Below are 16,383 nucleotides of genomic sequence, written 5' to 3' on the forward strand. Positions count from 1 at the left end.
AAATCGCAAATATCAATTGTTTTTATGAATCAGCTTTTTAGGGGTCCGGGGGGCTTGTTCGCGAAAAAGCCCCCCGGCGTTCCTTTAATAACAAACATTGAAAGGTTTGCCGAAATCAATGAAGCTCAACTATAAGCGCACGTTTTTTATCGGTTTTGCATTTATGTCAATCTGCGCCTTCTGGCAGATGTATGACAGCGTAATCCCTAAAATACTCGAAGGTACATTCCTGATGAAGGAAACGGCTGTCGGCGTTATCATGGCCGCCGACAATGTTCTCGCGCTGTTTATGCTTCCGCTTTTCGGCGCAATTTCAGATAAAGCAAATACTTCACTCGGGCGCCGCACACCGTTTATCATTATAGGTACTCTGTGCGCCGGCGTCGCGGCAATATTGATACCGGTTGCCGCCGAAGCTTCCAGCCTTATATTCTTCTTCGTCACATTGGCAATCGTCCTTATTGCAATGAGCATATACCGTTCCCCCGCGGTTGCGCTTATGCCTGATCTCACTCCGAAACCGCTCCGGAGCAAGGCAAACGCCGTGATAAACCTGATGGGCACATTCGGAGGAATTTTCACGCTAGTCATGATTTCCGTATTGAAGCCGAGTGTTTCCGGATCATATAAGCCGCTGTTCTTCGCTATTGTCGGATTTATGTTTATTTGTATTACCGTTCTTTTAATTACAATCCGCGAAAGAAAGCTCGCAAAGAAGATCGGGATTTACGATGTAGATGAAAATCGCTCCGACGCTTCAAAAACGGAATCTAAAATGGATCCGGCAGTCAAGCGTTCTCTTGTTTTTCTTTTGATCTCCATTGTCTTTTGGTTTTTCGCGTATAACGCCGTCTCCACCGCGTTTTCCAGGTATACAACCGCCGTATGGGGCGATACGACCGACGAATATTCCAAATATCTTATGAGCGCCACGATCACAGCGACATTAGCCTTCTTTCCCATTGGTCTGTTGTCCTCCCGCCTGGGGCGCAAAAAGGTCATTCTGGGCGGAATTGTGATTATGGCCGCGTCATTTTTTGCGGGATTTTTCTTCCATTCGGTTACTGTGTCTGCATATTTCGTTTTTGCCTTTGTCGGCATAGGCTGGGCGGCAATAAATGTAAACAGCTATCCGATGGTCGTTGAAATGAGCCGCGGATCAGACGTCGGGAAGTATACCGGAATATATTATTTCTTTTCAATGGCCGCTCAGATCGTAACTCCTATATTTTCAGGATTTTTAATTGAAAAGCTTTCAATAGGATACAGAATTCTTTTCCCGTATGCGGCTTTCTTTTCCGCCGCCGCGTTTGTGACAATGCTATTTGTACGCCACGGCGACAGTAAGCCTGACGCCGGAAGCGCCGCGGAAGCAGAAGAGGATGCATAAAGGCCCCTTTGCGGACGACCAAAGGTCGCCCCTACAATTTTGATGGGATTTATTAAAACCCATTTGTACATAATCATTAAAAATCGAAGGAAATCAACGTGGATACCATATTCATGCTCATAGGGCTTTTTATCTGCCTGTTTATTATTTACCTCTTTCTTATAATGCCGGCCTTTGACCGGCGCTGCGCGAAGGATTTTCGCCGAAAGCTCACGGGAAAGCGCCGTCTGATTGCCCACCGCGGGCTTCATTTCGCGGATAAGGTTCCGGAAAATTCACTCGCGGCGTTCTCTCGCGCGCGGGAAGCCGGATACGGGATCGAGCTTGACGTCAGGCTCACCTCTGACGGCGTACCTGTCGTTTTCCACGACGACGGCGCATCACGCATGTGCGGAGCTGATAAGCTCATAAAAGACATGACTTTTGAAGAAGTGAAAAATCTCCGCCTGCTCGGAACGGAAGAAAGGATTCCTACTTTTCAAGAAGCTCTTTCAGTTATCGGCGGAGCCGTTCCGCTGCTTGTCGAAATAAAATGCACTAAATTCGATAATAAGCTTTGCGAAAAAACCGCCGTCTTGCTTGACACATATCCCGGTGAATACATAATCGAATCGTTTCATCCGATGGCAGTTCACTGGTTTCAGCAAAATCGCCGTCAAATCGTCCGCGGACAGCTGGTGTACTCCTTTTCCAAAGAAGAAAAGAAGAAGAATTTTTCTTACCGGCTTCTCGAAAAGTTGCTTTTGAACCTTTTTTCACGCCCTGATTTTATTGCGTATCCCAAATCCGGTTACCGGTCGCTCGCTCTCTCACTGTGCGCCAAAGCGTTCGGATGCATGAAATTCGTCTGGACCGCGTCCTCTCTCGAGGAGGCGGAAAAGCTTCTTGGCTCCGCCGACGCCGTTATCTTTGAAAAAGGCTCGCTTTAAGGGATAAGGAAAACTTTAATATTTATCCTTAATCTCGCCGCGTTTTCTTTTACGGCACAAAGCAGGGGCAAAGCAATTTAGCTTTGCCCCTGTTTTTATCTATTTTGAATTGAGTTTCTTGCCAGGCTTCTTTTCTAAAGAAGCCGCGTATCCTTCGTATACCTCGTTCTCTTCTTTAGTCTCCCATTGTGTTGTCAAGATAGCTCTCATATGCCGCCATATCAAAATATCCGGTTCCCGTCAATCCGAAAAGAATCGTCTTTGCTTCCCCGGATTCGCGGCATTTTTCCGCTTCTTTTATCGCTGCATAAATGGCATGTGCTGATTCCGGCGCGGGAAGAATTGTTTCCGCCCTCGCAAACAACGTTGCGGCATAGAAAACATCCCGCTGCTTGACGGATATCGCTCTCATCAGCCCGTCATCGTAAAGCTGTGAAATGAGCGGACTCATTCCGTGATATCTGAGCCCTCCCGCATGATTCGGCGAAGGAATAAAATCACAGCCGAGCGTATACATCTTTGCTTTGGGCGTGATACGTCCGGTATCGCAAAAATCATACTCAAATTTACCCTTTGTCAGCGAAGGGCAGGAAAACGGCTCGACCGCGATAAATTCGGTTTTTGTGTTGTTTTGAATTTTGTCTCTCATAAACGGAGCGATCAAGCCGCCGAGATTGCTTCCGCCGCCCGCGCAGCCTATTACGATATCAGGATATTCACCGATAAGCTTCATCGCAGCCTCAGATTCGAGACCGATAATCGACTGATGAAGAAGGACCTGATTTAATACAGACCCGAGAACATAACGACAGTTTTCGGTCTTTACCGCGGTTTCCACCGCCTCGGAAATAGCGCATCCGAGGCTTCCTCCGCATTTTGGATCCACCGCGAGAATGCGGCGTCCGGCTTCTGTCGTGTTGCTCGGGCTGGGGATTACACTCGAACCGAACGTACGCATGACCGATTTTCTGTAGGGTTTCTGTTCAAAGGAGGTCTTGACCATATAAACGGTAAGCCCAAGCCCGAAATACGAGCATGCCTCTGACAGAGCGGTTCCCCATTGTCCGGCGCCCGTCTCGGTCGTAAGACACGTAAGCCCCTGTTTTTTAGCGTAATAAGCCTGTGCAATTGCGGTATTCAGCTTATGGCTGCCGGAGGTGTTTCCCCCCTCGTATTTACAGTAAATATGCGCGGGAGTGTCAAGCTTCTTTTCAAGGTTATAACAGCGGACGAGCGCAGACGGACGGTATATCTCGTACATTTCCATAATTTCGTCCGGAATGTCAAAAAAACGCGTGACATCGTCTGTTTCCTGCTTGGAAAGCTCTTCGCAGAATACGGGATAAAGATCCTCGGCCTTTAAGGCTCTGCCGGACTGCGGATCGATCAGCGGAGCGGGCTTATTTTTCATATCAGCCCGCAGATTATACCACTGCCGCGGAATTGCGCTTTCCGGTAATATGAATCTGTGAGGAATGTGTGACATAGTGTTAACTCCTTTTGCCAGTGGCAATTCAATATTACAGAAAAAGTCGGAATTGCGGCAAAACAAAAAAGCCCTGTCCCTAGAATACGGGACAGCGGCCTGTTATACCACCCGTGACATAGAATTTGCCGCGCTTAAGCAAATAAACGCGGACACATACGGCAAAATAAACTTATAGATATGCCGGAAAAATACGGCATACGGCAAAGAATCTGCTTATATGCGTTTCCGAAATAACGACCGGAATACCCGTCGGACATTACTTGCGTCTCTGAAGAATTGTAATCGACGCTTTCTCTCCGCTCTCATAAGTCCATTCTCCGATATCGCGAACTGCCGCACTCACACCATTATGCAACTCTCTGAAGCCGTTCAACCGAATACTACTCTTACTCAACGATTTTTTCTGTTTGGTATATTATAATCCGCTTATATCAAAATGTCAACAATATTTTTAATTTATTTAATATTTTTTTTTATGAAAACGGCACTTTTAATATTGTCAAACCTTCGGCAAAAGCATTTAATAATTGTAATTTATCAGGGATTCTGCTCTCTCAGCGAGCAAAAACAGCACTATTTTTGTTTATTATTGCCATTTGCAATAAAACAAAAAATAGTGTATAATATATATGTAATGATTTTTCAATTTAAGTTTAATGTCTTTTTAAGATGGGGATAATCATCACGGATGCAAATCGTCACGGAAAGGGTGGGTAAATTGATGAATATGACAGATAACATAAACTCGGATGAAGAATTCAGTATCGGTGAATATATTGTATATAAGGGCGTCGGTATGTGCATCGTAGAGGATATAAGAAATCAGGATTTCAATCTCTCGGGGAATCGCTTATACTATGTGATTCGTCCGGTCTATGACAAAAGCTCGACGGTATATGTTCCGGTTAATTCAGATGAAACTGGAGCCCGGATGAAACGGCCCATGTCCAGGGACGAATTGAATTTACTTATAAAAACAGCCTCTGAGAAAGATGAGGACTGGATCGAGGACGGCAAAAAGCGCGCCGCGCGGCTCGATCAGATCATTTCGTCAGGAGTAAAAATGGATATTTTACGAATGCTTAAAACCTTGGTCGATCATAAAAATTCAACCGAAACTCATAAAAAGCTTTACGCCTGCGACGAACGGTTTTTCGCCGCCGCAGGAAATATGGTGGCGGAGGAATTGGCATATGTTCTTGATATTCCGAAGGACAAGGCAATAAATTTTGTTTTGGGCGAAATGATGGGAATGGCGATATAACCGACGTCTCGCTGATCTTGATACCGGCTTTGCATTATACTGATCAATTATTAACTCGGTATTTAAACAAATACCGATAAAAGAGAAAAATCTTTGGTATATGGGCTTTTCTCTCTTATAAAACAGAGCTTATTTCAATGGCGTTTTAATGTTCATAATATAAGAAAAATCACCGTAACAGGCCTTTGCCGGACGCGTATTCGCGCCGCGCCCGTTTCGGTGATATTCTCTTATGTCTGCATCTATTCTAGCGGCAATACTATATCGCGTTAATTATATTTCTGCGCGTCCGGGCATCAGTATATATAATATATATATATATATTAATATACAGAGTAGAAAAGGCTTGAAAAATTCATATATTTTTGCTATAATTGAAATATTAAAATGCCAGTAAAATAATTGTTTTCGCCAATTCAAAAAGCCTTGGTTATAGGCGTTTAACTTGTGAATAAAGTATTTTTTTATCACAAAAAATGATATAAAGCAAAGGAAAAACACTGAAAAATGAATTCTCTTCAGGAACTGTTTTTACATATACTTCAGACTTTGCAAAAGGAAGAACAGCTTATCGATTCGTCATACAACATCTGGTTCAAGGATCTCGTGCTTTGCCGTCTGACTGAATCCACGGCATATGTGCTTGTCAAATCCGACTTTATGCTCGAGATTCTGACCTCCAGATACAAGGCGATGCTTGAAAAATACTTCAAGAAAACCATCGGATTTCCGATTGATGTCATATTCCTTTCGACAGAAAACGTCATGGGAGATATAAACGATGTCATTTCAAACCATATAAACAACGGCGGAATACCGGTCGGCGCGGAATCAAGCGCAGCGTTTCTTTCGCGCAGTAGAAAATCCGCCGCAGTTATTCCTTCCGGAGCTCCGACAGGTATGCCGGCAGGCACGCTCTCAGGCATACCGTTGGCAAAAAATGAAGAAAAGCCCTTCGTTCCGCCAGAAATTGAGCCGGAAAATAGGCCGGAGCCTCTGTCGGGCAACCTTACCTACAATGAGGAATACACCTTTGAAAATTTTATAGTCGGCAACACCAACAAATACGCGCACGCCGTCTGTCTCGCGGTCGCGAACAATCCCGCGAAGGATTATAACCCACTTTTCATATACGGTTCTTCCGGCGTGGGGAAAACTCACCTTCTGTTTGCCATAACCAATAAGATATTAAAATCAGGAAAGGCAAAAAACGTCCTGTATGTCAAAGGAGAGGAATTTACGAATCAGATGATCTCTTCTCTTGCCCAAAACAAGCCGATGTATTATTTCAGAGATAAATACCGCAATGTCGACGTGCTTCTTATGGACGATATACAGTTCATCGCCGGCAAGGTCGCTATTCAGGAAGAATTTTTCCATACCTTCAACGCTCTCCATGAACAAGGCAAACAGATAATTCTCACCTCGGACAGACCTCCTAAGGATATTCAGACACTTGAGGAACGACTTAAAACGAGATTTGAATGGGGACTTATCGTCGATATACAGCCGCCAGATCTCGAACTGAGAATTGCGATACTCAAAAGAAAATCCGAATCCATGGGAATAAACGTGCCGGATGAGGTGATTTTCTATCTCGCAGAGCAGATAAAATCAAACATTCGCCAGCTTGAGGGCGCGATTAAAAAGCTCAACGCATACAGCCTTTTAAACGACACGCCGATAGATATAAAATTCGCGAAGGACTGCATACAGGATATCGTCACCGGAACGGAGCCAATTTCAGTTACAATAGACAAGACGTTTTCAGTGGTATCTAAAAAATACGGTATTTCGGTGGATGATATCAAATCCAAAAAGCGTACCAAAGAGATATCCGAGGCCCGTCACGCGACCATTTACATTCTCCGTACGATAACAGATCTCTCCTCAAACGATATAGGACGTCTTTTCAACGGACAGCACCACACGACAATTCTGGCCGCCGTTGAAAAAATGAACAACGAGATATCTTCATCGCCTTCCGTCGAATACAGCATTTCAGAACTCATACGTATGATCAAATCATAAACAAATATATATTACATATACCAAATTTGTACACATTTCTGACATTGTCTTTTAAATACTAAAATTATTGACATGCTGTGGAAAACCCTGTGAAAAACATCATAATATCTCTATAAGAATTTTGTTGATAATTCCGGCGCATTTTTATAAAAGCTTTCCTTTATTGAGAAAATAAGATTTCTTCGAAGTTTTCAACAGCACTTAAGAGCAAAACGGACAGCTTTTTAAAGCTCTAAAGTTTTAAAACACGTTGCCTCGAAAGGCAAATCCGTGTTTTTCACAGTTTTAACATACACTACTGCTACTGCTGCTGAATATATAAAAATATAATATTGATATAATAAAGGAGACCGACATGTTCATCAGAGCGGAATCAAAAGCGCTTAACGAAGCTATCGCTCCCGCGTTGTGCGCCGTTTCGGCAAAGAATACGGTCGCCGTGCTTGAATGCCTGTACTTGAACGCGGAGGACGGAAAGCTTACAGTTATCGGATACGACAACAGTAAAGGAATGAAGACAAGCTGCGACGCGGATATAATAGAAAGCGGCTGCATACTTGTTAAGGGAATGAAGTTTGCCGGCATAATAAAAATGATGCCGCAGGGTGAGATCACGATAGCCACCGACGAAAGAAACAACGTATCAATTAGCTCCGGAAAGACCAAATTCGAAATAGCGGGAATGTCCGGAGATATCTTTCCGGCTCTTCCTGAGCTTGTCAGCGAAAAAGGAATAACTCTTTCTCAAGCCTTTTTAAAGAAAATGATTTCACAGACGATCTTTTCGTATGCTCAGACAGATATAAAGCCCGTATACATGGGTATTCTTTTCGAATTCAAGGACAGCGAGCTGAGAGTCTGCTCCTGCGACGGATACAGAATTTCATTTTGCAAGGCGCCGTTTTCATCCGGGGAATCGCTTACCGAAAGGTTTATTGTCCCCGGAAAGACGCTTACCGAGCTTCAGAAGCTGTTAAAGGACGACGATACTCCGGTAAATATCGAGCTCACGCGCAGGCATATTGTATTTTCGTTCAATGGGCTTTTCTTCTTCTCTCGTCTGATGGAAGGCGAATTCTTAGATTATGAGAATTCGTTCCAGAAGGTGTTTAAAACTTATATCACCGTTGATATATCCGAGCTTATTGACAGCATAGAAAGAGCCGGACTGATAATCGACGACAAAATGAAGACCGCTATAAAATTCATCATCTACGGTGACGTTCTTCAAATAAAAACCGCGACTGAAACCGGCAAAATAGACGAGGAGATAACCGCCGAGGTCGAAGGAGAGGATCTCACGATTGGCTTCAACCACAGGTATATAATAGAGGCTCTCAAGGGTGCGCAGATAAGCGGAGATGATAAAATTGTGATGTCTCTTAATACGCCGTTTTCCGGAATGGTGATAACACCGGTTGATCACGAGGATTATAAATACATGATACTGCCGGTAAGAATGTGATGTCGTCTGATATTAATCGATAATCGAAATATCAAAAAAATATGATAATTAAGAATATTCTGACAGAAAATTTCAGAAATCTTGAAACCGGGACAGTGGAATTCAGCCCGGGCGTCAATATCATTTACGGAGACAACGCTCAGGGAAAGACAAATCTCGCGGAAGCGATAAATTTTTTTGCAAGCGGGAAAAGCTTTCGAAGCGCAAAAGCTTCTGAAATAATCAAATACGGTGAAAACGGAGCCTCTCTTTCGGCGGAAATAAGCGAAGAAAAACATAATCGAAATGATTCCATCCGAGACAGCGTCATTAAGATAAAGCTTTCTAAAAAGAGCCCGAGGGAATTTTACAGGAACGGAATCAAGCTTGAAAAATACAGCGAATTTTTCGGAACATTTAGAGTCGTGCTTTTTACACCATCGCATCTTTCGATAATAAAGGACGGACCGATGGAGAGGCGCAGCTTTATTGACGGCGCGATCAGTCAGATAAAGCCGGCATACGCGTCGCTTTTAAACGATTATACGCGCAAGACAGATCAGAGAACGGCCTTGATAAGAACCATTGCGGGCGCGGCGTGCGCAGCGGACAGAAGACGCGCGGAGGATACTCTTGAAACCTGGAACGACGCGGTGGCAAAAAGCGGAGCAAAAATATTTCTTTCCAGACACGAATATATTTCCCGCCTTGCTCCGGAAGCCGAAAAAATGTATGACGAGATATCAGGCGGAGCCGAAAGGCTCGGAATATTGTATAAAAGTGATCTGTCTTTCTCGGAAAACGACGAAGGCAAATGCGAAAACGGAGTGCCGCCCGACGAAGCCGAAACAGTGAAGAAATATTTAAAGCTTCTGCAGGCCTCAAAGGAAAGCGATATAAGGCTTTGCGCCACTTCAAGGGGGGCGCACAGGGACGAGCTTGTGATGACGCTGAACTCAAAAAACACAAGGGTTTTCGCTTCTCAGGGACAGCAGAGAAGCTGTGTTTTGGCGCTGAAGCTCGCCGAGGGAGAGGTATCAAAGAGATTCTCCGGCGGAAATCCCGTTTATATACTCGACGATGTTCTGAGTGAGCTCGACGCGAAAAGACAGAAATTCGTAACCGAGAGACTCGATAAGGGACAGGTTATTATTACGGCTTGCGATTGCACTACGCTTAATTCCTTCGAAGGTCGCATATTCAACGTGACCGGCGGTAAAATCGAGCGGATAAGGAAATAAAAATAATCCTATGCATGCGATCATTATTCCGCTGAAATGTCTATGATATCAAATTAAAAAATAACAAAACAAGAGGTATAAATAATTGGCAAATGTAGAAAAGCTCGAATACGGCGAGCAGCAGATACAGGTACTTGAGGGATTGGAAGCGGTCAGAAAAAGACCGGGAATGTATATAGGTTCGACATCACAGCGCGGGCTTCATCATTTGCTTTACGAGATCGTGGACAATTCCATAGATGAGGCTCTCGCAGGCAAATGCAATAAAATAACTGTCACTCTTCACAGCGACGGAAGTGTGTCTGTTCAGGACAACGGCCGCGGAGTGCCGGCGGGAATACATCCCAAGATGCACATACCGACAATGGAGGTAGTGTTCACTATACTTCACGCAGGAGGAAAATTCGGCGGGGGAGGATATAAGATATCAGGGGGCCTTCACGGAGTCGGCGCGAGCGTTGTAAACGCCCTTTCCGAATGGATGGAGGTAGTCAACTGCTTTGATGGAAAGATATATACGGAGCGGTTTGAAAGAGGTTTTGTCGCGCGCGGTTTGAATTGCGAGGGTGAAACCGAAAAAAACGGTCTTTACGTCAGATTCATGCCGGACAAAATGATATTTACAGAAACCGAGTACGATTATACGACCGTTTTGAACAGACTGAGGGAACAGGCGTTTTTAAATGCCGGAATTACCATAGAGCTTTTGGACAACCGTGCGTTTAACGACGCCGAACCGGATAAAAACGAAAACGACGCAGAGGATACGGAGCCAAACGAAGACTGTGTTTATTACAAAAAAGAAAAAGAAAAGAAATTTACAAGCCTGTGTTATGAAGGCGGAATAAAAAGCTTTGTTGAGTATTTAAATGAAACGCGGCTTGTCACGGCTCTCAACAAAGACGTCATATATTTAAGTGCTTCAAAGGACGACATTCTGATTGAAATCGCAATGCAGTATAACGACGGATATTCTGAAATGCTGATGAGCTTCGCGAACAATATACACACCGCGGAGGGCGGCACGCACGAAACCGGATTTAAAACAGGAATAACAAAGGTTTTCAACGATTACGCACGCAAATACAGCATATTAAAAGGCGACGACAGGAATTTTACCGGAGAAGACGTCAGAGAAGGTCTTACGGCGATTGTCAGCGTAAAGCTTTCGGACGCGCAGTTTGAGGGACAGACAAAGACAAAGCTAGGCAACGCGAACGTCAAAACGCTTACCGACTCGCTCGTGACTGAAAAGCTCGGAGAATATTTTGAAGAAAACCCGTCTGTCGCGAAACAGCTGACAGAAAAATCAATTTCCGCGGCGCGCGCCAGAGAAGCGGCAAAAAAAGCGCGCGAGCTAACGCGGAGAAAGAGCGCGCTCGAATCAAGCACGCTGCCTGGAAAGCTCGCGGACTGTCAGGACAGAGCCGCCGAGAACACAGAGTTATTTTTAGTCGAGGGAGATTCCGCAGGCGGAACCGCGAAAGACGGCAGGGAAAGCAAATTTCAGGCCATTCTTCCGCTCAGAGGAAAAATATTGAACGTCGAAAAAGCAAGACTCGACAAAATATATTCATCCGTTCAGATCATTCCTATAATACAGGCGCTGGGAACAGGCATCGGCGACGAATTCGATATTTCTAAATTGAGATACGGCAAAATTGTGCTTATGGCGGATGCCGACGTTGACGGCGCGCATATCAAAACACTTCTGCTTACGTTCTTTTTCAGGCACATGAGAGCACTTATCGAGCAGGGACACGTTTTTTGCGCACAGCCGCCGCTTTATAAGGTCTTTAAAGGAAAACAGCAGTTATACGCTTTTTCCGATGATGAAAGAGACGAATGCATTAAAAAGCTCGGCGGCAGCGGAGTAAACGCCGAGAGATATAAAGGTCTTGGAGAAATGGACGCGACTCAGCTTTGGGAGACGACGATGGATCCCGCGACAAGATCGCTTTTACAGGTTAATATAGAAAACGCGATCTCCGCGGAAGCCGCGTTTTCGCTTCTCATGGGCGACAAGGTTGAGCCCAGAAGAGAATTCATTGAACAAAACGCAAAATATGTTTCGAATCTTGATATTTGATCAAAGCGTAATTTGCTGTTTTAACGAGAATAATGTTTAATTTCCCCAAATGAGCTTTTTAGGGGTAAGGGGAGACTTTTTTGCGAAAAAGTCTCCGGCGTTCCTTATAAAAAAGAAAGAGAAGCAAAGATAAATATGTATGCCATTGCGGTATGCTTAAATCCCGCGAGGGATATGGTCGTTAGCGTAAAAGGCGGTTTTGAACCCGGGAAAACGAACCGGGCGGACTCAGTCGTATACAGTGCCGGAGGAAAGGGCATAAACGTTGCAAGAGCGCTGAAAAACACAGGCGCGGAATGCGTTGTAGTAGGCTTTGCCGGAGGCGCGACAGGCGAATATATACGCGAAGCGCTTTACAAAGAAAAAATAGAATTTTTATTTGTGAAAACAGGTGCAGAGACAAGAACAAATATAAAAATTCTGAATGAAGATTGTCTTAATAACGAATATACCGAAATCAACTCGCCGGGCGGTCCGGTGACGGCAGAGGAGACCGAAGCGCTTGTTGAAAAGGTGTGGAAAACCGCGTCGCAGATGTGTGAAAACCGTGAGAAAAGCGAAGAAGGGTATCTCGTGCTTTCCGGGAGTTCTCCACAGGGTGTGGATAAGCTTGTTTATAACTCGATAATCGGGCGTGTAAGGGAGCTTGATTTAAAGGTTATATGCGACTGTGACGGAATTCTTTTAAAAAACGTAATGAAAGCTTCTCCGTATCTTATCAAGCCAAACGAAACTGAGCTTTCTTCACTTGTTGGCGAAAACTTTTCCACAATTGAAACGGCATGTGAAAAATGTGACGAGCTCAGTTCACAGACAGGAATAAACATATTGCTTTCGCTGGGAGCAAGGGGCGCGTATTACTCGTCGGGCGGGAAGGGCGTTTTTTCACCTGCGGCGGAAATTCCGAAATGCAATCCGAACGGAGCCGGAGACACGCTGCTTGCGGCATTTTTAAGCGGGCTTTCGAAAATTCCGGAAAAAAACGGAACAAACATATGGTATAGAGCTGTTTCCGAAGAGCTTGAAAACGCGCAAAGCTATGTCAGAAAAACGCTGCTTTCACGGTGAAAATAATACAGGCTATCGCAAGCGGTATTAAAACGGCAATTAAATAAGTCTTGTTTTATAACAGAGAAAAGCCCATATACCAGAGTCTTTTCTCTCTTTAAGCGGTAATTATTTAAATGCCGAGTTAATAATAATATAAATCGCATTAATATATCAGAATAAAGGAATAAGTAATGGAAATTAAAACAGAAGGACAGACGATATATAACGTAGAAATAGAAAAGGAAATTAAAAAGTCCTATATAGAGTATGCGATGAGCGTCATTGTCGGCCGCGCTCTTCCCGATGTCCGCGACGGACTGAAGCCGGTGCACAGACGAATACTGTATTCGATGTATGAAGACAAGCTCACAAACGACAAGCCTTTCCGCAAATCGGCGACAACGGTCGGAAACGTGCTCGGACATTATCATCCGCACGGTGACGCGGCGGTTTATGATACGATGGTGCGTATGGCACAGCCGTTTTCACTCAGATATCCTCTTGTCGAGGGTCACGGAAACTTTGGCAACGTTGACGGCGACGGCGCCGCGGCTTACAGGTACACAGAAGCGAGAATGAGCAAAATCGCATCGGAGATGCTGAGCGACCTCGACAAGGAGGTCGTCGATTTTGTCCCCAATTTTGACAACAAGGGAAAAGAGCCGGTGGTTTTGCCGTGCAGATTCCCGAACCTGCTTGTAAACGGTTCGATTGGCATAGCGGTCGGAATGGCGACGAACATACCGCCGCACAACCTCGGAGAGGTCATAGACGGGACGGTTCATCTGATCGACAATCCGAAAGCGCCTATCCAGGAGCTTATAGAATATATAAAGGGGCCGGATTTTCCAACAGGAGCGACGATATACGGCACGAGCGGCATATACGAGGCATATATGACCGGACGCGGAAAGGTGCTTGTCAGGGCAAACCATAAATTCGAGGAGCACGGCAACAAGACGAGCATTATTTTTGATCAGATACCATATCAGGTAAATAAGTCGGCTCTGGTCGCCTCGATTGCCGAGCTTGTCAAGGATAAAAAGATCGACGGAATAAGCGACCTCAGGGACGAATCCGGCAGAAACGGCATGAGGATCGTCATTGAGCTAAAGCGCGACGCCAATCCTCAGGTCGTGCTGAACCTTTTATACAAATATTCGCAGCTTCAGGATACATTTGCGATAAATATGCTTGCACTCGTGGATAATGAGCCGAAAACCCTGAATCTGAAGCAGATGCTTCAGTATTATATAAAGCATCAGGAGGATGTCGTAACAAGGCGCATAAAATATGACCTTGAAAAAGCCAAGGCACGCCTGCACATATTAGAGGCTCTTAAAACCGCGATTGACAATATCGACGAGGTTATCAGGATAATAAGGTCAAAACGCACGGTGCCGGAGGCAAAGGCCGCTTTGATCGACGCATTTGGCTTTACGGATGTCCAGGGACAGGCGATCGTAGATATGCCGCTCGGCAGACTTGCCGGACTGGAAATAGAGAAAATCATCGCCGAAATGAACGAAAAGATAGCTTTGATTGAAAAGCTGGAGGGTATCCTCGCGGATGAATCGGGAATTTTCGCTATTATCAAGGACGAGCTTTTGGAAATCAAAAGGATATACGGCGACGAACGCCGTACCGCAATTGAGACGGCGACGGACGATATAATATACGAGGATCTTATCGAGCGCACGAACTGCGTCGTTGCGATAACTGAGACAGGATATATCAAGAGAATGTCCGTCGACGTATATCAGGCTCAGAACCGCGGAGGAAAGGGCATCACCGCGATGACGACGAAGGACGAGGACGCCGTAAGGGATATCTTCGTTTCCGGCAGTCATAATTATCTTTTCATGTTTACGGATAAAGGAAAGCTGTTCATAAAGAAGACTTATGAAATCCCCGAGGCTTCGAGAACCGCGAAGGGCACGAACATCGTCAACATATTGAAGCTTGAGCAGGACGAGCATGTGACCGCGTTTATATCGGTCGGAAAACTGAACACCGACGAATATCTTGTCATGGTGACCAGGCAGGGAAAGATAAAGAGATGCCGGCTGAACCTGTTCAAACGCATAAAGAAAAACGGAATACGCGCGATAGACCTTCGTGACGGCGACGAGCTGTTGTTTGTCAGCAAAACCGACGGAAAAGCACAGATATTGATGGCGACAAGCGCCGGACGCGGAATAAGATTCAATGAAGAAGCCGCGCGCATAATGGGCAGACAGGCCGCCGGAGTAAGAGGCATAAGGCTGGGAGAAGGAGAAAGCGTCGTCGGAGCGTGCGTGTTTGTACGCACGGAAGACGGAGCTGTTTCCCGCGACCTGTTATCTATAACCGAAAAGGGCTTCGGCAAACGGACGGCACTGGAAAGCTTCCCGCTTCGCGCCCGCGGAGGAAAGGGAGTTATCTGCCACAAGCTCACCGAAAAGACCGGAAAGCTGGCCGGTATCGCCGCCGTTGAAGGCGACGACGAAATAATGCTGATTGCCGACAACGGTATGATGATACGCACAAAAGTTGCCCAGATAAGAGTAATGGGAAGAAGCACCGCCGGGGTTATCGTCATGAGGCTAACCGGAGAAGGCGAAACCGTTGTCGGGCTGCGCAAGATCAAGAACGACGACGAGATAGATAAAGAAAACATCGAAAAAGCATCTGTTTCAGATTCAGAAGACAGCGCGGACGAAATCGAACTGCTTGAAGACGACGGCAGCGAAGATGATAATGACATAATCGACGAGACCGATGATAATGACATAATCGACGAAACCGATGAAAATGATTTAATTGACGAAACCGATGAAAATGACGAAGTTGATGACGCTGACGAAACCGACGAAGATGATACGGAGAGCTGATCGCGGAGTGACATTTTATTTCGCGTGTGACAGCATAGGAAAATATACTCGCAGTGATACAAACGGGCTGCGCGGAGAAGCGATACGAAGATTCTTTGCCGAACGCGGCTTATCCGCGCCGGAATTCGAATTATCCTGTAAGGGAAAGCCTTATTTTCCGCGGGAAACAGGAGTTTGCTTTTCCGTCTCTCACAGCCGGGGTTTCTTTGCCGCGGCGTTTTCCGAAAGCTGCCGCGATATCGGAATAGATATCGAATGCTTTGTAAGCCGCGAAAAAAGCACGGATGAACAGCCTGCGATGCTTGACACACGTTTTGAAAGAATAGCCGAAAGGTTCTTTTCCGAAGGTGAGCGCAAAAAAATATATTCCTCAAACGAACCCGATCATGAATTTATACGCGTCTGGACTAGAAAAGAGGCGATTGTGAAATGCTCGGGTGAAGGGATATCAGGGCTGAGGGCAGCGTGTGCCGACTCGGCATCGTCCGCCTCCGGCTTTGAGCTTTACGATTTCTCGGATATCGCCGTTTCGGCAATGGCGGGCTTTCTCGGAGCGGCCTCGGTCGCGCTGAACAAATTATAA

General features: G+C 45.4%; 10 protein-coding genes and 1 pseudogene. 10 read left to right on the forward strand and 1 reads right to left on the reverse strand.

What is annotated here, in order from left to right:
- Window positions 1-118: 118 nt before the first annotated feature.
- Window positions 119-1,390, forward strand: a complete 1,272-nt coding sequence (locus tag VB118_06355) for an MFS transporter (protein MEA4832220.1) — start codon at window positions 119-121, stop codon at window positions 1,388-1,390.
- A gap of 98 nt (window positions 1,391-1,488) precedes the next feature.
- On the forward strand, window positions 1,489-2,319 hold the full coding sequence (locus tag VB118_06360) for a glycerophosphodiester phosphodiesterase family protein (GenBank protein ID MEA4832221.1): 831 nt from the start codon (window positions 1,489-1,491) through the stop codon (window positions 2,317-2,319).
- A 175-nt stretch (window positions 2,320-2,494) separates the two neighbouring features.
- On the opposite strand, the gene VB118_06365 is transcribed toward VB118_06360, so the two are convergent.
- A complete protein-coding gene (locus VB118_06365) occupies window positions 2,495-3,805 on the reverse strand; it encodes a TrpB-like pyridoxal phosphate-dependent enzyme (GenBank protein ID MEA4832222.1) in 1,311 nt (436 codons plus the stop codon).
- Between the two features lie 724 nt (window positions 3,806-4,529).
- On the opposite strand from VB118_06365, the gene VB118_06370 reads away from it, so the two are divergent.
- The 8 genes and pseudogenes from VB118_06370 to VB118_06405 all read left to right on the forward strand — a co-directional run bounded on the left by VB118_06370 (window position 4,530) and on the right by VB118_06405 (window position 16,383).
- A complete protein-coding gene (locus VB118_06370) occupies window positions 4,530-5,072 on the forward strand; it encodes a CarD family transcriptional regulator (GenBank protein ID MEA4832223.1) in 543 nt (180 codons plus the stop codon).
- 507 nt (window positions 5,073-5,579) lie between these two features.
- Window positions 5,580-7,103, forward strand: coding sequence for a chromosomal replication initiator protein DnaA (gene dnaA, locus VB118_06375; protein MEA4832224.1), 1,524 nt, complete (start codon window positions 5,580-5,582; stop codon window positions 7,101-7,103).
- 355 nt (window positions 7,104-7,458) lie between these two features.
- Window positions 7,459-8,568, forward strand: coding sequence for a DNA polymerase III subunit beta (gene dnaN / locus VB118_06380; protein MEA4832225.1), 1,110 nt, complete (start codon window positions 7,459-7,461; stop codon window positions 8,566-8,568).
- A 41-nt stretch (window positions 8,569-8,609) separates the two neighbouring features.
- Window positions 8,610-9,788 (forward strand): DNA replication/repair protein RecF, encoded by a 1,179-nt coding sequence (locus VB118_06385; protein ID MEA4832226.1) that lies wholly within the window; start codon window positions 8,610-8,612, stop codon window positions 9,786-9,788.
- An 85-nt stretch (window positions 9,789-9,873) separates the two neighbouring features.
- On the forward strand, window positions 9,874-11,877 hold the full coding sequence (gene gyrB / locus VB118_06390; GenBank protein ID MEA4832227.1) for a DNA topoisomerase (ATP-hydrolyzing) subunit B: 2,004 nt from the start codon (window positions 9,874-9,876) through the stop codon (window positions 11,875-11,877).
- A 135-nt stretch (window positions 11,878-12,012) separates the two neighbouring features.
- Complete coding sequence (locus VB118_06395) at window positions 12,013-12,945, forward strand: hexose kinase (protein MEA4832228.1); 933 nt, start codon at window positions 12,013-12,015, stop codon at window positions 12,943-12,945.
- 179 nt (window positions 12,946-13,124) lie between these two features.
- Window positions 13,125-15,620: pseudogene (gyrA, locus tag VB118_06400) on the forward strand (DNA gyrase subunit A).
- 139 nt (window positions 15,621-15,759) lie between these two features.
- A complete protein-coding gene (locus VB118_06405; protein ID MEA4832229.1) occupies window positions 15,760-16,383 on the forward strand; it encodes a 4'-phosphopantetheinyl transferase superfamily protein in 624 nt (207 codons plus the stop codon).

The organism is Oscillospiraceae bacterium, from assembly GCA_034925865.1.
Classification (GTDB): domain Bacteria; phylum Bacillota; class Clostridia; order Oscillospirales; family SIG627; genus SIG704.

Bases quoted from the DNA above. Each gene is read 5' to 3' on its own strand.
- VB118_06355 (MEA4832220.1), top strand. From the start codon at position 119: ATGAAGCTCAACTATAAGCGCACGTTTTTTATCGGTTTTGCATTTATG.
- VB118_06365 (MEA4832222.1), bottom strand. From the start codon at position 3,805: ATGTCACACATTCCTCACAGATTCATATTACCGGAAAGCGCAATTCCG.
- VB118_06370 (MEA4832223.1), top strand. From the start codon at position 4,530: ATGAATATGACAGATAACATAAACTCGGATGAAGAATTCAGTATCGGT.
- dnaA (MEA4832224.1), top strand. From the start codon at position 5,580: ATGAATTCTCTTCAGGAACTGTTTTTACATATACTTCAGACTTTGCAA.
- dnaN (MEA4832225.1), top strand. From the start codon at position 7,459: ATGTTCATCAGAGCGGAATCAAAAGCGCTTAACGAAGCTATCGCTCCC.
- VB118_06385 (MEA4832226.1), top strand. From the start codon at position 8,610: ATGATAATTAAGAATATTCTGACAGAAAATTTCAGAAATCTTGAAACC.
- VB118_06395 (MEA4832228.1), top strand. From the start codon at position 12,013: ATGTATGCCATTGCGGTATGCTTAAATCCCGCGAGGGATATGGTCGTT.
- VB118_06405 (MEA4832229.1), top strand. From the start codon at position 15,760: ATGACGCTGACGAAACCGACGAAGATGATACGGAGAGCTGATCGCGGA.